We start from the raw sequence: 19,511 nt of genomic DNA on the forward strand, positions 1-19,511 counted from the left end.
CACCGGGCAGCTGGGTTAAATTTTAATTGATTACTGATGTATCATATTTTAAAGAATTAAAGAGGAGTAAAAAATGCCGGATAGAAAAATTAATATCGTACCCCTGCGCTATATCGTGCTTACTTTTTTTGTGTTCATGGCCGGGGCTGTAACACCAGCTGCTTTCGCACAAAAGTCTGATTTTAAACAGCATGTTTTTGATATCAATAAGAACATCAACCTCCTGCTGAAAGACGGAAAAACAGGTCTGTATTTTGAAACTACGGATTCCCTGCAAAAGGAAAATCCACATTCCTGGTTATGGCCACTCTGTGCGCTGGTACAGGCAGCTAATGAAATGGATGTGTTGTATCCTAAACAGGAACACCTGAAACCGGTAGTGAAAGCCATTGATCAGTATTATAGTGAAAAAGTGCCGGTGGCTTATCAGGATTATGTGACCGCAGAGCGATTGAGCTCCCGTTTTTATGACGATAACCAATGGGTCGCTATTGCTTATCTGGATGCTTATAACCGTACTAAGGAGAAACATTATCTTAAGAATGCCATCATGGTCTATGATTATATGATCACAGGAATGGATGATAAAGCTGGTGGCGGTTTGTATTGGAAGGAGGGAGACTTTAGTTCAAAGAATACCTGTTCCAATGCACCGGCGGTATTGGTTGCCTTGCAGTTGTATAAAGTCACAAAAGAAAAGAAGTATCTGGAAACTGCTCTGGCAGTGTACGACTGGACCAATAAAAAGCTTCGGTCTCCGGAAGGCTTGTTCTATGACAATATAAAAATACCTGGCGGCGAAATCGACCGGAAGTGCTACACTTACAATGCTGGTGCGATGCTTCAGGCCAATGCTTTATTGTATACCACCACCAGAAATAAAAAGTATTTACTGGAAGCACAGCAGATCGCCAGGGCATCAAAAAACTATTTTTTTAAGAACAATCGCTTGCCCGGACATTATTGGTTTAATGCAGTATTGTTAAGAGGTTGCATCGAACTTTATAAAATTGACAAGAATAAGGACTGGGTTGATATTTTCAGAAATGAAGCACAACGGATTTGGATAGAAGAAAGAGATGGCGCAAACCTGATTGGAAAGAACAAATCAAAATCCTTAATTGATCAGGCTGCAATGATGGAGATCTATGCCCGGTTGATCCAGCTGGAAATACCAGATTAAACAGTTTTTAACATATTTTAAATTCATCCTTATCCCTTTGTTACCTGCTTAACAAAAGGATGAGGATTTTTTATGAGCTCATTTCTAACTAAATAGAGACGAAATGAAGAAATTATGATACAAAACTATAGAATGACCTACAGCTAAAAGTCCAATATTTGATACTGTTCAAACAAGGTGATTCTAATCGCTTTGCAGACCTAACCCAAATATTAAATTTTATGAACAAAATGCTATCTGGCGCACTGTTTTTGGTGCTCAGCTACTCCTCATTACATGCTCAGGAAAAAAAATGGGCGCTAATTAAAGATAGAATTGTAACCCCATGGGCAGAAAAGGTGGATCCTAAAGCCACATTACCAAATTATCCCCGTCCGCAATTGGTGCGTTCCCGGAACTGGAAAAATCTTAACGGTTTGTGGAGCTATGCAATCACGCCAAAAAATCAAAGCGAACCTGCCAGCTATCAGGGCAGTATTCTTGTTCCTTTTGCAGTAGAATCTGCCTTATCTGGTGTCGGTAAAACCGTAGGTAAGGACAGTGTACTTTGGTATAAAAACAACATTACCATTCCTGCTTCTATGAAAAATCAGGAAGTGTTGTTGCATTTTGGTGCGGTAGACTGGCAGGCGGAAATCTTTGTGAACGGCAAAAGTGCTGGTCAGCATGAGGGCGGTTTCGATCCTTTTACCTTTAACATTACCAATCTTCTTAAAAAAGGAAACACGCAGGAAATAAAAGTGCGGGTCTGGGACCCAACGGATGAAGGGCCACAACCAAGAGGCAAACAGCAAAGGAAACCTGAAGGGATCTGGTATACCCCCGTTACTGGCATCTGGCAGACGGTTTGGCTGGAAAGCGTTCCAAAAACACATATTGTATCTACTAAACAAACTCCGGATATCGATGCGAAAACACTTTCAGTAAATGTGAAGGTGGAATCTGCCCAGCCAGGGGATCAGATCAGAGTCACTGCATTTGAGGGTAAGCAGCAAATTGCTCAAAAAGAAGCAGGCCTTAATGGGCAGGTTTCTTTAGCCATTGAAAATCCAAAGCTATGGTCTGCAAAAACACCTTTCTTATATGACCTGAAAATTGAATTGCTGCGCAAAGGAAAGGTAATTGATCAGGCTGCCAGCTATTTTGCGATGCGTAAATCATCCATGGGAAAGGATCAGAATGGTATCCAGAGAATGTTGCTGAATAATGAGTTCGTCTTTCAGTATGGTCCTTTAGACCAGGGTTGGTGGCCGGACGGTTTGTATACTGCACCTACAGAAGAAGCCATGATCTTTGACATCATAAAGACCAAAGAAATGGGCTTTAACATGATCCGGAAGCACATTAAAGTAGAACCGGCAAGATGGTATTACGAATGCGATAAATTAGGAATGCTGGTATGGCAGGACATGCCTAGTGGTGACCTCGGTAACCATTGGGAACCCAATCTGGGCACAATGGGAGGGACGGATAAAAACCGTAGCCCGGAATCAGAAGCAATGTACCGCAATGAATGGAATAAAATCATGGACGACCTTCATAATTTCCCCTCCATTGTAGTCTGGACTCCATTTAACGAAGCCTGGGGACAATTTAAAACCAAAGAAATCGCGGAATGGACTAAAGCAAAAGATCCTTCCAGACTGGTCAACAGTGCAAGTGGTGGGAATCATGTGATCACCGGAGATATCGTGGATTTACACCATTATCCGGAACCAAAAATGCCAAGGCCAGACCTTTTTGGCCCTGCGCATGCCCTGGTTTTAGGCGAATTTGGTGGACTGGGGCTGCCGGTCCCGGGTCATACCTGGAAGGAAAAAGACAATTGGGGATACCAGTCTTTCAAAACTGCAGACGAGCTTTTCGATAAGTATGATTCTTTTATCCGAAGCATCGAAGGTTTGATCAAAAAGGGATTGTCTGCGGCGGTATATACACAGACTACCGACGTGGAGCAGGAAACAAATGGACTGATGACCTACGACAGGACCTTAAAACTGCCGGAAACAAAGGTAAAAGCGGCGAACGACAGATTGTACCTGATCACTCCCTAATTTTTAAGCTAAACACACAACCAAACATATGAAACGATTATTTATTACTTTAGGTTTATCGGCTATGCTGTGGAATGCTTCCGCTCAGGAACGTACTGCCCCATCATATCCTTTAATTACTCACGATCCTTATTTTAGCATCTGGTCTGCCACAGATCAGGTCAATAAATCCCCAACGAGGCACTGGACGGGTGCAGAACAGTCATTAACAGGCATTATTAAAGTGGATGGTGTACCTTATAGTTTTTTAGGGGCAACGTCAAAACCTTATACCAATGTGCTTCCAACATCCGACGATGAGGATTATCGCTTCAGTTATACGGAATCTGCCCCGGCAGCAAATTGGAACAGCATCGACTTTAAAGAATCTGGATGGAGATCTGGTGGCGCTCCCTTCGGTGATGTGGTCAACGGTGCAGGTACCGCATGGACGTCAAAGGAACTTTGGGTTAGGAGAACTTTTGAACTGAGCAATCCTGCACTAAAAGACCTTACCTTAAAATTGAACCATGACGATAATGTGGAGGTTTTCTTAAACGGAGACTTGATCTATAGCTTTATTGGATGGACCAGTAACCGTTTTTCTCTTATTCCACTAAAAGATGCGGTCTTAAAAAATCTTAAAAAAGGTAAAAATGTCCTGGCCATTCACATCAAAAATACGGTTGGTGGTGCATGGCTTGATGCCGGATTGATTTCCACTGCGGTACCTGTAAAGCAAATTGCCCAGGCGCAGCAAAAAGGAGCTAAGGTTACTGCAACTCAAACGAGTTATGAGTTCAAAGCAGGGGGGGTAGACCTTTCCTTAATCTTTACCTCTCCCTTACTAATGGATGATCTGAATTTGATCTCCAGGCCAATTTCTTATGTGACATATCGCGTAAAATCCAACGATAAAAAACAACACGAAGTGGACGTACTTTTTAATGCTTCAACGAATATTGCGGTGAATACCACCGGACAGCGTGTAAAAGTGACAAAAGCAAATGCGAAAGGTCTGGCAGTATTGAAAGCAGGAACGGTGGATCAGCCGGTCATGAAGAAGTCTGGGGATGACCTCAGGATTGATTGGGGTTACCTATATGTAGCCGCCCCTTCTGCAACTTCGACGAGTCAATATGTTGTTCCATTAAAAAATGCGGTTAACGACTTTGTGAAACCCAATAAAGCGGCCAGACAAACGGCTGCGACGGGTACTAAATTATCATTAAGTACCCAGCTTTCTTTCGGACAGGTAGGCAATTCAGTAAAAGAACAATACCTGATGCTTGGATATGACGATCTGGAATCGGTTCAATATTTTGGAAAAAACCTGAAAGCATATTGGAATACCAATGGAGATAAGTCTTTTGAAAGCGAGTTGATCAGCGCAGCAGACCAATACCAGCAGCTGATCAAAAGATGCAATGAGTTTGATGCTTCCATGTATAAAACTGCATTGGCAGCCGGAGGCGAGAAATACGCGAAGCTTTGTGTATTGGCTTATAGACAAGCCATTTCTGCACACAAACTGGTGAAAAGCCCGGAGGGCGATTTGCTGTTCCTTTCCAAAGAAAATTTCAGCAACGGATCGATCAATACAGTAGACATTACTTATCCTTCTGCACCATTATTTCTTGTTTACAATCCGGATTTGCTGAAAGGCATGATGAACGGAATCTTCTATTATAGTGAAAGTGGTCGATGGAAAAAACCTTTTGCAGCACACGATCTGGGTACTTACCCTTTGGCAAACGGACAGACTTACGGGGAAGATATGCCGGTAGAAGAGTCGGGAAACATGATCATTCTGACAGCTGCCATCGCTAAAGTGGAAGGCAATGCGGAGTATGCCAAAAAGCATTGGGAAACCTTAAGCATCTGGGCAGATTACCTGAGCAAAGAAGGATTTGATCCGGCCAATCAACTCTGCACGGATGATTTTGCAGGTCACCTGGCCCGTAATACCAATTTATCGGCTAAAGCGATCGTTGCCTTAGGCAGCTATGGTATGCTTGCAGAACAATTAGGTAAAACTGAGATCGCAGAGAAATATAAAAATATGGCCAAAGAAATGGCGCAAAAGTGGATTCAGATGGCGGATGCCGGAGACCATTTCGCGCTGACCTTTGACCGTAAAGATACCTGGAGCCAAAAATACAACCTGGTATGGGATAAGGTGCTGAACCTGGATATTTTTCCTAAGGACGTATTTCAGAAAGAAATCAAATTTTACCTGAATAAACAAAATGCATTTGGCCTGCCTTTGGATAGTCGCCGGACATATACCAAATCAGACTGGATCGTCTGGACGGCTACGCTTACAGACAACCGCGCAGATTTTGATCAACTGGTAAACCCGGTGTATAAGTACGCTATAGAAACAGAGGACAGGGTTCCATTGAGCGACTGGCATGAGACGACGAATGGAAAACAATCCGGTTTCCAGGCACGTAGTGTAGTGGGTGGATATTCTATGAAATTATTGGATTATAGGTTAAATAAAAGGTAACGACATCATAACCTTTAAGAACAATATACACGGATGAAAACATATTTAAAACAAAGCATTCCAGCTTTAGTGGTAGGGACAATGCTCTTCGCAGCTGCCTGTAATTCTACAACGCAGAAATCTGCTCCGGGCGCTTCAGATACCACTGGTATCTCGGCTAAAGCTTTTGAGAAAGAGATAGACGGTAAGCCGGTACACCTGTTCTGCCTTAAAAATAAATCCGGTTCAAAAGCGTTGGTCACCAACTTTGGTGGCCGGCTGGTCGGATTGTTTGTTCCGGATCAGGCAGGTAAACTGGTTGATGTAGTGGCAGGATTTGATGGTATTGAAGGATATCAGCATTCAACGGAGCCTTATTTTGGTGCAACGATTGGCCGCTACGGAAACCGCATTGCCAAAGGACGATTTACCTTGGATGGCAAAGCCTACACGATTTTTACCAATAATGGAACGAACACATTACATGGTGGAAAAAAAGGATACCAGGACGTAGTTTGGGAGGCAACACAGCCTGATGCCCAAACTTTAGAATTGCGTTACCTGTCGAAAGATATGGAAGAAGGCTTCCCTGGAAACCTCAATGTGACGGTCAGCTATACCTTAACCGACGACAATGCGCTTAAAATTACTTATAAAGCTACAACCGATAAAAATACGGTCGTAAATTTAACAAACCATGCCTTTTTTAACCTCAATGGATCGCAAAGCGGAAGTATCTTAAACCATTTACTTCAAATTAATGCAGATCAATACACTCCGGTAGATTCGACTTTAATTCCATCGGGTAAACTGGAAGCGGTAAAGGAGACCCCTTTTGATTTTAAACAGGCCAAAACAATAGGGAAAGATATTGAAATTAAAAATCCACAATTGGAGAACGGGAAAGGATATGACCATAATTTCGTGTTAAATCCACACCAGATAACTGATCCTGTTGCCATCGTCACCGCTGATAAAACGGGAATCGTGATGAGCGTTTATACAGATCAGCCTGGTTTGCAATTTTACAGTGGAAATTTCATGCAAAGTAAAAATATGATGAAAGGAAATCATAAAGATGATTTCAGAACTGCATTTGCTTTAGAAACCCAGCATTTTCCCAATAGCCCAAATCAACCGTCCTTTCCAACTACGGTGCTAAAAAAAGGCGAATCTTATCAAAGCCAGTCCATTTATAAATTTTCAGTAGCCAAATAACCATTGAAAAGATTCCCTAAAAATATGATCCGTCAAATTCTAACATTTATTGGTGTAGGACTTACGCTGGCATCTGCTCAGGCACAGCAAAGTAAAGCGCCATCATATCCTTTGATTACGCATGATCCTTACTTTAGCATATGGTCAAATACAGATCAGTTGAACCAATCGGCAACTACACACTGGACCGGCGCTGAACAAGCACTCAGTGGATTGATTCAGGTCGACGGAAAAACCTATCGTTTCATGGGCCATACGGACAAGATTTACAAATCTATACTGGCCGCTGCAGATGAAAAAACTTACCAGTTCAGCTTTACAGAGACTGCTCCAAAAGAGGATTGGAATACACCTGATTTTGACGCTTCTGCATGGAAATCAGGTGCTGCACCTTTTGGGGACCTCTGGGCTCAGGCAGGTACAGAATGGAAAAGCAAACGGCTTTGGGCAATTAGAAGTTTTCAGCTTAACGACCGCATACCAGAAGTCATGTATCTCAAAATCAACCATGATGATCAGGTTGAAGTGTATCTGAACGGCTTGCAGATTCTTAGTAAAAAAGGATTTACAGCAGGTAAATACTTATATGTGCCGATAAAAGGAGCAGCCTTAAAAAGTTTAAAAAAAGGAAAGAATGTCTTAGCCATTCATATTGAAAATACTGGCGGCGGACAATGGCTGGACGCAGGCCTGGTGACGGATGACCCTGCAAATAATGGAAAAATTGCCCAGGCAGTGCAGACCAACCGGATGATCAAAGCGACGCAGACGGATTATTCATTTAAATGCGGAGGGGTAGATTTAAACCTTACTTTTACTTCTCCCTTGTTGATGAACGATCTTGAGCTCATCTCCAGGCCTGTTTCTTACCTGAGTTACCGCGTCAGGTCAAATGATAAAAAGAAGCATCAGGTTAAAGTTTTTTTTAGTGCCTCATCGGATCTCGCCGTAAATACGCCTAATCAGGAAATTGAAGCGACATCGGTAAAACTACCGGGATTGGCCGTTTTAAAAGCAGGAACAACCACCCAGCCGGTATTGCAAAAAACCGGAGATAATGTACGTATAGATTGGGGGTATGTATATGTGGCTGTACCGCAATCACAGAAAAGTTCCCAGTTTATTGCAGCAGCAAGCACCAGTCCGGCACTATTCCAATCGGGAAGCAAAAGTGTAAATGCTGATAAAGCCAAAGCAGAAAAGGCTAGCGGAATAAATAAAGTTAAAGGAACAAAGTACGCACTGAATACCGTATTGGATTTTGGCGAGGTAAACCAGACCACAAAGCAACAGTTTGTAATGCTGGCATATGAGGACCTGGAATCTGTACAATACTTTGGTAAAAACCTGAAAGCCTGGTGGACCAACGATGGCAAAAGAACCTTCGGCGATCTGCTTCAGCAAGCCGCTAATGAATACCCTCAGATCATTGCAAAATGTAATGCTTTCGATGCCCAAATGTATGCCGCTGCGGTACAATCCGGAGGCGAGAAATACGCGGGCTTGTGCGTAATTGCCTATAGACAGGCCATTTCTGCCCATAAATTAGTGAAGAGCCCAAAGGGAGAGCTCCTGTTTATGTCAAAAGAGAACTATAGCAACGGCTCTATCCACACGGTAGACATTACCTACCCATCTACTCCGCTCTTCCTGGCTTACAACCCGGAATTGGTGAAAGGTTTACTGAACGGAATCTTCGAATACAGTGAAAGCGGAAGATGGAAAAAGCCATATCCCGCACATGATTTAGGAACTTATCCTGTAGCAAATGGACAGACTTACGGGGAAGATATGCCGGTAGAGGAATCGGGGAATATGATCATCGCTACGGCGGCCACGGTCAAAGCGGAGGGCAATGCGGCTTATGCTAAAAAACATTGGTCTACCCTAAGTACATGGGCAGAATACCTGAGCAAAGAGGGATTTGATCCAGGAAATCAATTGTGTACTGATGATTTTGCCGGACACCTGAACAGGAATGCGAATTTATCAGTCAAGGCGATTGTTGCATTGGGTGCCTATGGCTGGATGGCTCAGGAACTTGGAGAAACGGAGACCGCTGCAAAGTACACCCATATGGCCAAAGAGATGGCTAAGAAATGGGCGGAGCTGGCGGACGATGGCGATCATTACAGCCTGGCTTTCGGTCAGAAGGGAACCTGGAGTCAGAAGTATAATTTGGTATGGGATAAATTACTAAATCTTGGACTGTTTACTAAAACGGTTTATGATAAGGAAGTGAAATATTATTTGGGTAAACAGAATAAGTATGGTTTGCCTCTGGATAGCCGTAAATCTTATACCAAATCTGATTGGGTACTCTGGACCTCAGTGTTGGCCGACAATCGCTCAGATTTCGATGCCTTCATAGATCCGATTTATTTGTATGCAATAGAAACACCTTCCCGTTCACCAATCAGCGACTGGCATGAAACCAAAGACGCTGTTCGCCAGAATTTTACCGCAAGAAGTGTGGTGGGTGGATATTTTATAAAGCTATTGGAAAGTCAATGGAACAAGCATAAAGAAGGAAATACAAAGACAAAGAAGTAGTCCTGAAAAGCTACTTCAACCCATATTGTTTAGATAAAGTTGTGTTGACAAAGAAGTTGTGTTGAGAAAGAAGTCCCGAGTGACAAAATTAAGTTGAATTCAAAAGAATCATCAAATATATTAAACCAAGCCAAACCATGAACAACAACTGTTATTTCGGGAACTCAACTTAGCAGGTTAACCCTTTGTTAACCCGCGCAACGAAGCTGCTGTGCGTTTTTATGAAATGTTTAACGAACTACCTCTTTCGGGTGGACAGGGATTGTATTGCACCAATTCTGCCCGGAATGAGGCCTCATTTAACGAGCCAACTCTAAACCAAATAAACAATTATGAATAAAATTTTTACCCTCTTAAAAGTGCATATCAGGATATGCCTTTTTTTTCTTGCCCTCCTCTTTTTCCTTTGGGGATGTAAGAAAGAAAGCGAACAGGCCAAACAAGTCTACGATCCAAACAAACCCATTGAAATGACACGTTTTCTTCCGGATAGTGGAGGTGTGGGCACACAAATGGTGATCGAAGGTGGCAATTTCGGAACCGATACCTCGATGATTAAAGTATTCGTCAATAACAAGCGTGCAGCATTGGTGGGCGCCAGTAACGCCGCTTTATACGTGCTGGTTCCGTCCCGTGCAAATAACGGTCTTGTAAAAGTACAGGTGGGCAAGGGCGATCAGGTTCAGGAAAGCATTTCAAAGCATGAATTCAGATACCTTTTCAGACCGGCGGTAAGCACTCTGGTCGGCTTTACAGACAAAGATGGAAGGACCGCAATTGTTGACGGACCTTTCGAAAAAGCCCAGTTTGAAGAACCTTACTGGATGACATTTGATCAGAACAAAAACATTTATCTGCTGGAGCAACGCAGGGGATTGCGTTTCATCGATATGGCAAAAAAGCAGGTTAAAACCTTATTCAGGACAGGGAAAGGAATGGACAGGCCCAGAACGCTTTCCTTCAGCCCGGATTGGAATACTTTATATGTGACCAATGATCAGTGGGATGAAAGAGGCCTGAGCACTGCTGCCTTGACCCCCGCTACCGGTTTCACCGAATGGAATTCCCTGATCTATAACAGAACAACTAACGGAGGTGCGGCACATCCACAGACCGGTGATTATTTTTACAACAGTTATGTCAAAGGCGAGGTCTTTAAATGGAATAAAGAAGGCAATTCTTCGGAGTTGTTGTTCAGGGTGGACGACAATAACTGGGAGTTTAACATCCAGTTTGCACCAAGCGGGGATTTCGCTTACATCGTTGTCGTCAATCAACATTACATCCTGAAATCAAGGTATAACCGCCAAACCAGAAAACTGGAGGCTCCGGTACATTTTGTTGGGGGTAGAGGCCGAGCGGGCCACAATGATGGGGTGGGTGTAGATGCCAGGTTCGACCAGCCTCATCAGGGAGCATTCGACGAAAATGACAATTTCTATGTGGCGGATATCTTCAATCATTGTATCCGGAAAATAACCCCGGAGGGGGTAGTCAGCACTTTTGCAGGCAGGCCACGTAGTGCAGGTTATGCAGATGGAGCGCTGAGGGATGCACAATTTGATCAGCCCTATGGGATCATCTACGATTCCGCAACAGGGACCTTCTATGTTGCTGATCTGGTAAACCGTCGCATACGCACAATTTCCATCGAATAACCTAAAAACGCCTTAAAATGAAACTATATTATATCACATTACTTCTGCTATTCTGCAGCATCAGCATTTATGCGCAGGGCGATATAGAGGTAACAGGAACTGTAAGAGACCTCAATAATAAACCGATTCCGGGAGTAACTGTAGTCGTAAAAGACCGTCCCGGATTGGGAACAATGACGACCGAAACCGGGAAATATAAAATCAAAACCGGAATGTATAGCACACTGATTTTTTCCTATCTGGGATTTGAAAAGCAAGAAGTTCAGGTGGCCGGGAAAACAAGTATTTCCATCCTGCTAAAAGAAAGTGAAGCCAATGTACTGACGGATGTGGTGGTCACCGGTACGGGAATTCAGAAAAAGGTGACGGTAACCGGAGCCATTACCACGGTGAACGTGAAAGATCTGCGGACACCAACGGGGAATATCACCAATGCACTGGCCGGAAATGTGGCCGGTGTGATCGCCATGCAGGGATCCGGAGAACCGGGGAATAACCGCTCCGAATTCTGGATCCGCGGGATTTCAACTTTTGGCGCCAATACCGCTGCCCTGGTATTGGTGGATGGATTTGAACGGGCATTTAATGAAATTAATGTCGAGGATATCGAATCTTTTTCCATTTTGAAGGATGCTTCTGCTACCGCAATTTATGGTTCAAAGGGAGCAAATGGGGTGGTCCTCATCACCACTAAAAAAGGACATGCGGGGAAAATAAATATCAATGGCAAATCCGAATTCGGTTACATGACGCGGACGAGAACACCGGAGTTTGTGGATGGACCAACCTATGCGGCACTGGTGAATGAGGCAAAGGTGACCCGTAATCAGGAGCCCATGTATTCAGACATCGAACTGATGCTTTTTAAAAATGGTCTGGACCCTGATTTATACCCAAATGTAAACTGGCAGGACGTCATGTTGCGCGATGGAGCCAATACTTACCGTGCCTCAGTTAACCTCGACGGTGGGGGATCTACCGTTCGCTATTATGTGTCGGGAAGTTATTTCAACGAAGGAGGGATGTATAAATCCGACCAGTCACTGAAAGACTACAATACCAATGCGAATATGACCAGGTCAAATTACAGGGCCAATATAGACATGGACATTACCAAAACCACCTTATTAAAACTGGGCGTTTCGGGATTTTTGGAAAAGCAGAATTTTCCCGGACTCACCTCTGATATCTGGAGATCATTGGTGGGGCAGTCGCCGATATCCACACCGATTTTGTATTCCAATGGCCTGGTTCCTGCATATGGTACCGGCGACCGCACCAATCCCTGGGTGATGGCTACACAAACAGGATACCGGGAGTATTGGAAAAATAAAAACGAGATCAATGTTACCCTGGAGCAAAAGCTGGATTTTATCACCAAAGGGTTACAGGCCATTGGCCGTTTTGCTTATGATACGAACAACGACAATAACATCAACCGCCTAAAATGGCCGGAACAATATAATGTAGAACGCAGAAGGGACAGAGATGGCAACCTGATCATGAAAAGGATCACTCCGGAAAGGCTGATGTTCCAGGAATCGAATGCCTGGGGGGAGCGGATCAATGTGCTCGAAACAGACCTGATTTACAATACCGTGATCAACGGAAGACACAATATAGGCGCTTTAATCAAGTATAACCAACGCGAACAAAGGGAAACCTCTAACGTTGGTGGAGACATCATCAAGGGGATTGCCAGACGTAATATGGGCGTATCCGGCCGCTTAATGTATGGTTACAGGGACCGCTATATGGCAGAATTTAACTTCGGTTATACCGGTTCAGAGAACTTTAAAGCAGGGCACCAGTTTGGGTTTTTTCCTGCCGTTTCTGTAGGCTGGAACATCTCTGAAGAAGCTTTTCTGAAGAACAAAGCGAAATGGCTGGATCTTTTTAAAGTCCGTTATTCGTATGGAGAAGTTGGCAATGATAATTTTGGTAACAATCGCTTTCCTTACCTGAGTGAGATTAAGGAAAGGCCCGGATACAATTTCGGAGAGAGCATTAGTCCTAATTATTACGCAGGTCTGTATTACTCCCAGGTCGCCTCTGATCAATTGACATGGGAAGTGGCAAAGAAGCATAATTTAGGTTTTGACATGAATGTTTTGGGGAACCTGTTCTCTTTCAGACTAGATGTATTTAAGGATACCCGGGAAAAAATATTCAAACGAAGAGATCACTTGTCGGCCATGGTGGGTGTGCCAAGCAGGCCCTGGGCAAACGTTGGAAAGATGGAGTCCAGAGGTTTTGACGGACAGTTTAATTTTTTCAAACGCATCAATAAAGTAGATTTTACTTTACGTGGGAATGTGACCTACTCTAAAAATAAAGTGCTGGAATTTGATGAAGAGGCAAATAACCTACCCTATAGGATGACACAGGGATTTCGTTACGAACAGGCGAGAGGATTGGTCGACTTAGGCTTGTTTCAATCTTATGAAGAAATCAGAAACAGCCCTAAACAGATGTTTGGGGAATATATGCCGGGCGATGTCAAATACAAAGATGTAAATGGAGATGGGATCATCAACGATGATGATGTGGTGCCCATTGGTGCATCACGTGTTCCCAGCATGATCTATGGATTTGGTTTTTCTGTAGTATGGAAAGGATTTGACGTCAACATTCATTTACAAGGTGCCGGAAGCTCTTCTTATTTTATAAACGGACCAAGTGTTTATCCCTTTGCAGAGGGGGGCTGGGGAAATGTGTTGACAGATCTTGGCAATCCTAAAAACCGCTGGATCTCGAAAGAAATTTCAGGTGATCCGGCAACGGAAAACCCCAATGCCAAATACCCGCGACTGAGTTATGGTGGTAGTGGCAATAACTACAGGACCTCTACCTATTGGCTCAGAGATGGTGCTTACCTGCGCCTGAAAAATGTGGAGTTGGGTTATACTTTGCCTTCAAAGCTGATGTCTTCCATTCATGTGAATAAGGCCAGGGTATATGTGATGGGGTATAACCTTGCGGTTTGGGATAGCCTGAAAATCTGGGACCCGGAATTGGGAAGCGGTGATGGGATGAGATATCCGATCTCGAAAACAATCACCTTAGGACTAAACGTAAACTTCTAAAAACACGGACATGACCTTTAAAAAACAAGATATACTCATGAAAAAATATATTTATATAGCGATGCTATCTGCTTTACTGCTTTCATTGGGCGCATGTAAAAAATACCTCAACACAGAGCACTATTTTAAAGAAGACCGCCTGAGCCTGGACAAAGTGTTTAAGAGTAAAGTTTATGCCAATCAATGGCTTGCCGATGTCTACACGCATCTTCGGGGATCAAACGCGGAAGTGGCGAGCAAGGGGCTCACACCATTTAATTTCATATCTGATGATATGTTTTTTGGCGACAGGAGTAATAAATACAAGACCTTTAAAAACGGAGAATATACCGAAGGAGATGAGCAGGGAAGCTGGGGATCCTGTTATGAGGGCATACGTGACGCTTCGATTTTTATCCATAACATAGACCTGAATAAAGAAATGACGGCCAATGAAGTGGCCGATACAAAGGCACAGGCGCGTTTTCTGAGGGCCTATTATTATTGGTTACTGCTGAGGAAATACGGACCGGTTCCCATATTACCTGATGAAGGAGAAGATTATACCAAAAGTTATCAGGAGATCGCAAGACCGAGAAGCACTTATGATGAATGTGTGGCGTTTATCACCGCTGAGTTTGCAGAGGCAGCAAAGTATCTCCCGCTTTCCAGTACCAACCGGGATAAAGGACGTGCATCCAGAGGTGCTGCCCTGGCAGCAAGGGCAAAAGTTTATCTTTTTGCAGCAAGTCCTTTGTTTAACGGTAACCCGGGGCTTGCCGGATTGGTAGATCATGAGGGAAAGAAACTGGTATCACAGGAGTATAACAATGAGAAATGGGCCAGAGCAGCAGCAGCGGCAAAGGACGTCATCAATATGAACGTATACCGCCTTTTTACCGCTCCCTTTAAGGCAGCAGATCAGGGCCCTGGCCAGGCTAAAACTATTGTGCCTCCATACAATGCAAAGTATTCTGATCAGAACTTCCCGATGGGATGGAAAAATATTGATCCTTTTGAATCTTACAGGCAGCTGTTCAATGGGGCCATTTCTTATTCAGACAATCCTGAACTGATCTTTTCCAGAGTTACAGAACAGAGTAGTGAAGGGATTGATCAAATGGTCCTGCATCAGATGCCGTTTTCTATGAAAGGATGGAATACACATGGAATTACGCAGAAACAAGCAGATGCCTATTACATGAATGATGGAACGAATATCGCTACACTTTCCCGCAGAAAAGGTTATACGACCGATGCTACTTCTCATCTGCCGCTGCCTGCCAAAGTCTCTTTGCAGTATGCCGAGCGGGAGCCACGTTTCTATGCTTCTGTTGCCTATAATGGAAGCATCTGGGAAAATATCAGCGCCTTAAGGCCTGATGACCGCCACATACAGGTGTTTTACTATAGAGATCATTCCAATGGGAAACAGGCTTCTTCTCCCGATTTCTACATCAGGACAGGCCTGGGCATCAAGAAATATTACAACCCTATTGATTCCTATATGGAGGGAGGTTTCATCGTACCAAAAGTTGAGCCTGCAATGAGGTATGCGGATATTTTACTGATTTATGCGGAGGCCATGAACGAGTTAACGGGCAGTTATTCCATACCGGGCTATACGGGTACAGAGACGATTACTGTATCCAGGGATATGGCGGAAATGAGTAAATACATCAGCGAGGTACGCATCCGGGGCGGAGTTCCTGATTTTGGAACCGAGATTTATGGAAGCCCGGAACTGTTAAGAAAGGCCATAAAAAGAGAGCGGCAGATTGAATTGTTCGCGGAAGGCCAGCGGTATTTTGACCTCAGACGCTGGAAAGATGCTCCGGTAGAAGAAGCAACTGCGGTGGTAGGATGCAATATGAACATGACGGAAAGCCAGCGGGAACTATTTGATACGCCGGTACCCATTCCTTCTCTACCCACCATTTTTGTCGATAAAATGTACCTGTGGCCCATTTCCCATAGCGAGTTGAGAAAAAACAGAAAATTGACCCAGAATCCAGGTTGGACTACTTTTAACTAAAATTTTATGAAAAGAGGATATATATTGGCTTTAATCGGCTGCATGCTCATCAGCTCCTGTAATAAAGAGTGGAAGGATGAATTGTTCCGGAAATCAGTGTCTTTCGTGAATAACGGAGTGGTGGAAGTCCATGTGAAATATAGTGCTGCGGGTGGTTCAATCCCCGTTAAGGTCCCTGTTATCGTGAGCGGATCTACAGAGAACAGCGGCGATGTAAGTGTCACGATAAATACGGATGCAGATACCCTTCAGAACCTTAATTTTGAACGGTTCAGGCTGAGGAATGATTTGTATTTCAATGAACTTCCGAAGGAATATTATCAATTTAGCTCCATGAACACGACGATTCCGGCCGGCAGTAACATGGGCTCATTTAACCTGAATTTGAAATTGGCAGGACTGGATTTCAGTAATAAGTACATTTTACCTGTGCAAATTATTTCTACCTCATCACTGGCTATCGCAACGGGCAGGGGTTATAAAAAATCCCTGATGCGGATCGTTCCCTTTAATGATTACTCCGGGAAATATTCCATTGCTGGTGAGGTCTGGGATAGAAGCCGTCCTCAGAATGAGCAAAAACCATTAACGGTGCCCTATAGAAATGCCTATGTGGTAGATGAAAAGACCGTCTTTTTCTTTGCAGGGGTAACGGAAGAAGAAGCCCTTGACCGGCGCGATTATAAGATAAAGGCTTCATTCAATGCAGATGCTAAAACCGTAACATTGAGCTCCGAAAATCCGGCCATTAAATTTACGCAGCAACGCGGAACTTTCTCTGTAAAGAAAGAAAAGGATGGGGTGCTTCCATACCTGGAACGGACCTATACCACGGTTGTACTGGAATATCAATATAGCGACATTTCCAACCCGGCATTTCCCATTGATTACCGCTTTGTCGGATCAATGGTGCTGGAAAGGAAAAGAAACACTTTAATTCCTGATGAAGATCAGCAGGGAACGATCATTATACCATAAACATTTATGAAACTCAGATTGATTATACTTTTTATTTGCCTGCAGCTGAGTATGCGGGGTTCGGCCCAACAGGCCAACCTCGTGAAATATGTAAATACCCTGCAGGGAACCAATTCAAAACACGAACTGACCCGGGGCAACACGTATCCTACCACAGCATTACCCTTTGCCATGCATACCTGGACACCCCAAACCGGAAGAAATGGCGATGGCTGGAAATACCAATATTTTAAAGATAAAATAAGGGGATTTCAACAGGCGCATCAATGCAGTTCCTGGTCCAGAGATTATGCTGTATTTTCTTTGATGCCGATGACAGACCAGCTGGTGGTGAATGAAAATGACCGGGAGGCGAAGTTTAGCCACAGCAATGAAATCGCAAAACCCAATTACTACAAAGTTCAGTTTGAGAACCAGATCAGTACCGAAATCTCGCCTTCTGAGCGTGGTGCTCATTTGCGGTTCAGCTATCCGGCAGGTAAGAAAAGTTTCCTTGTTTTGGATGGATATACCGGGATCAGTGGTGTTAAAATCTATCCGAAGGAAAATAAGATCACTGGTTTTGTGAACAATGGAGAAGGATTTAAGGAAGGTTTCAAGAGCTTCTTTGTGCTCCTTTTTGACCAGCCCTTTAAAGCTTATGGAACATGGGAAAACAGAAAAAACACCATTAATGCAGATGAAACAGCAGCAGAAGGCCTGGGCAAGGGTGCCTATCTTCAGTTTAAAGATGGGGTAAAAGTCCAGGTTAAAACAGCTTCCTCTTATATCAGCATGGAACAGGCCGAATTGAACCTGAGCAGGGAACTGGGCGGGGATAAAAACCTCGAAGTGACCAAGGCTAAGGCTGCCGAAGTATGGAACAAATCATTGTCGAAAGTAATGGTGGAAGGCGGAACGGAGGCGGATAAAGCAACTTTCTACTCCTGTTTCTTTAGGGCAAGTATTTTTTCGAGGAAATTTTATGAACTTGATGCCAATGGGCAGCCTTATTATTTTAGCCCCTATGATGGAAAAGTGCATCCGGGTTATATGTTTACCGATACCGGTTTCTGGGATACTTTTCGTGCCCAGTTCCCTTTAAATACCCTGATGCATCCCGAGATGCATGGCCGTTACATGCAGGCCTTAATCGATGCCTACAAACAATGCGGATGGCTGCCGTCCTGGTCTTTTCCAAGCGAGGCGGGTAGCATGATCGGCAACCATGCGATCTCCCTGCTTGCAGATGCCTGGGCAAAAGGAATCAGGACCTTTGACCCTAAAGAAGCCCTGGCCGCTTATTTACATGAAGCGACCAACAAAGGACCCTGGGGGCCTGCAAATGGTAGGGATGGCTGGAAGGAATATTTTGAGCTGGGCTATGTGCCTTATCCTAAATACAGAGAGGCGACTGCAAAAACACTGGAATATGCCTATGATGATTATTGTGCATGGACCCTGGCTAAGATGACCGGAAACGATTTCTATGCCCGTATTTTCGAGCGGCAGATGTATAACTATAAAAATGTATATGATCCCTCCACAAAATTTATGAGAGGTAAGAATGCAGAGGGGCAATGGACGCCAAAATTTGATCCTTTTGAATGGGGAGGCCCATACACCGAAGGGAATGCCTGGCATTACCTATGGTCGGTGTTTCAGGACATCAATGGCCTGATTGATTTAATGGGAGGTCAGCAAAATTTTACAGCCAAACTGGATGCTGTGTTTTCTGAACCGAATACGGTGAATGTGGGGACCTATGGCGGAATGATTCATGAGATGACGGAAATGGTGATGGCAAACATGGGACAATATGCGCATGGAAATCAACCCATTCAGCACCTGGTTTATCTTTATAGTTATGCAGCCCAGCCCTGGAAGTCTCAGTTTCATGCCAGGAACGTGATGAGCAAACTGTATGATGCTACAGAAAACGGTTACCCTGGAGATGAAGATCAGGGCCAGACTTCTTCCTGGTATGTATTGAGTGCCCTTGGATTCTATAGTGTTACTCCCGGTACAGATCAGTACGTAATCGGCAGTCCGATGTTTAAGAAAACGACCATCAATCTCGAGAATGGAAAGCGGTTTGTTATAGAAGCTCCTGCGAACAGTGAAAAAAACGTGTATATAAAATCTGCCACCTTAAATGGAATACCTTATACAGCTAATTTTATCCGCCATAGCGACCTAATGAATGGCGGGGTGTTAAAACTGGAAATGACAGACCAGCCGGAGCTGAGCAGAGGGCTGACTGAGGCAGATAAACCGTTTTCTTTAAGCAGTGGTACTGGCATGACTAAATAAAGCCT

10 protein-coding genes are annotated in these 19,511 nt (G+C 43.9%); all 10 read left to right on the forward strand.

Translation table 11 applies throughout. The annotated features are described in order from the left end of the window. Positions 1-73 precede the first annotated feature (73 nt). The 10 genes from BLQ87_RS05705 to BLQ87_RS05750 all read left to right on the forward strand — a co-directional run bounded on the left by BLQ87_RS05705 (position 74) and on the right by BLQ87_RS05750 (position 19,506). Positions 74-1,183: a glycoside hydrolase family 76 protein gene (locus BLQ87_RS05705; RefSeq protein ID WP_245723799.1), complete on the forward strand. Its 1,110-nt coding sequence runs from the start codon at positions 74-76 to the stop codon at positions 1,181-1,183. 221 nt (positions 1,184-1,404) lie between these two features. Continuing rightward, a complete protein-coding gene (locus tag BLQ87_RS05710; RefSeq protein WP_074605185.1) occupies positions 1,405-3,237 on the forward strand; it encodes a glycoside hydrolase family 2 protein in 1,833 nt (610 codons plus the stop codon). 28 nt (positions 3,238-3,265) lie between these two features. After that, positions 3,266-5,728, forward strand: a complete 2,463-nt coding sequence (locus BLQ87_RS05715) for a glutaminase family protein (protein ID WP_074605186.1) — start codon at positions 3,266-3,268, stop codon at positions 5,726-5,728. A 33-nt stretch (positions 5,729-5,761) separates the two neighbouring features. Beyond that, positions 5,762-6,925 (forward strand): aldose epimerase family protein, encoded by a 1,164-nt coding sequence (locus tag BLQ87_RS05720; RefSeq protein WP_083361703.1) that lies wholly within the window; start codon positions 5,762-5,764, stop codon positions 6,923-6,925. Positions 6,926-6,949: 24 nt separating this feature from the next. Beyond that, positions 6,950-9,478 (forward strand): glutaminase family protein, encoded by a 2,529-nt coding sequence (locus tag BLQ87_RS05725; protein ID WP_074605187.1) that lies wholly within the window; start codon positions 6,950-6,952, stop codon positions 9,476-9,478. Positions 9,479-9,810: 332 nt separating this feature from the next. Beyond that, entirely contained in the window at positions 9,811-11,136 is a 1,326-nt protein-coding gene (locus tag BLQ87_RS05730; protein WP_074605188.1) for an IPT/TIG domain-containing protein, read from the forward strand. A 17-nt stretch (positions 11,137-11,153) separates the two neighbouring features. Continuing rightward, positions 11,154-14,222: a SusC/RagA family TonB-linked outer membrane protein gene (locus BLQ87_RS05735; RefSeq protein ID WP_074605189.1), complete on the forward strand. Its 3,069-nt coding sequence runs from the start codon at positions 11,154-11,156 to the stop codon at positions 14,220-14,222. 37 nt (positions 14,223-14,259) lie between these two features. Next, positions 14,260-16,236 carry a RagB/SusD family nutrient uptake outer membrane protein gene (locus BLQ87_RS05740; protein WP_074605190.1) on the forward strand — a complete coding sequence of 659 codons (1,977 nt, stop codon included), beginning with the start codon at positions 14,260-14,262 and terminating at the stop codon, positions 16,234-16,236. Positions 16,237-16,242: 6 nt separating this feature from the next. Further along, positions 16,243-17,214 (forward strand): DUF4973 domain-containing protein, encoded by a 972-nt coding sequence (locus BLQ87_RS05745; protein ID WP_074605191.1) that lies wholly within the window; start codon positions 16,243-16,245, stop codon positions 17,212-17,214. 6 nt (positions 17,215-17,220) lie between these two features. After that, positions 17,221-19,506: a GH92 family glycosyl hydrolase gene (locus BLQ87_RS05750; protein ID WP_074605192.1), complete on the forward strand. Its 2,286-nt coding sequence runs from the start codon at positions 17,221-17,223 to the stop codon at positions 19,504-19,506. Positions 19,507-19,511 lie beyond the last annotated feature (5 nt).

Source organism: Pedobacter steynii (assembly GCF_900103665.1).
GTDB lineage: Bacteria > Bacteroidota > Bacteroidia > Sphingobacteriales > Sphingobacteriaceae > Pedobacter > Pedobacter steynii.

Bases quoted from the DNA above. Each gene is read 5' to 3' on its own strand.
- BLQ87_RS05710 (WP_074605185.1), top strand. From the start codon at position 1,405: ATGAACAAAATGCTATCTGGCGCACTGTTTTTGGTGCTCAGCTACTCC.
- BLQ87_RS05725 (WP_074605187.1), top strand. From the start codon at position 6,950: ATGATCCGTCAAATTCTAACATTTATTGGTGTAGGACTTACGCTGGCA.
- BLQ87_RS05705 (WP_245723799.1), top strand. From the start codon at position 74: ATGCCGGATAGAAAAATTAATATCGTACCCCTGCGCTATATCGTGCTT.
- BLQ87_RS05745 (WP_074605191.1), top strand. From the start codon at position 16,243: ATGAAAAGAGGATATATATTGGCTTTAATCGGCTGCATGCTCATCAGC.
- BLQ87_RS05730 (WP_074605188.1), top strand. From the start codon at position 9,811: ATGAATAAAATTTTTACCCTCTTAAAAGTGCATATCAGGATATGCCTT.
- BLQ87_RS05750 (WP_074605192.1), top strand. From the start codon at position 17,221: ATGAAACTCAGATTGATTATACTTTTTATTTGCCTGCAGCTGAGTATG.
- BLQ87_RS05715 (WP_074605186.1), top strand. From the start codon at position 3,266: ATGAAACGATTATTTATTACTTTAGGTTTATCGGCTATGCTGTGGAAT.
- BLQ87_RS05720 (WP_083361703.1), top strand. From the start codon at position 5,762: ATGAAAACATATTTAAAACAAAGCATTCCAGCTTTAGTGGTAGGGACA.
- BLQ87_RS05735 (WP_074605189.1), top strand. From the start codon at position 11,154: ATGAAACTATATTATATCACATTACTTCTGCTATTCTGCAGCATCAGC.
- BLQ87_RS05740 (WP_074605190.1), top strand. From the start codon at position 14,260: ATGAAAAAATATATTTATATAGCGATGCTATCTGCTTTACTGCTTTCA.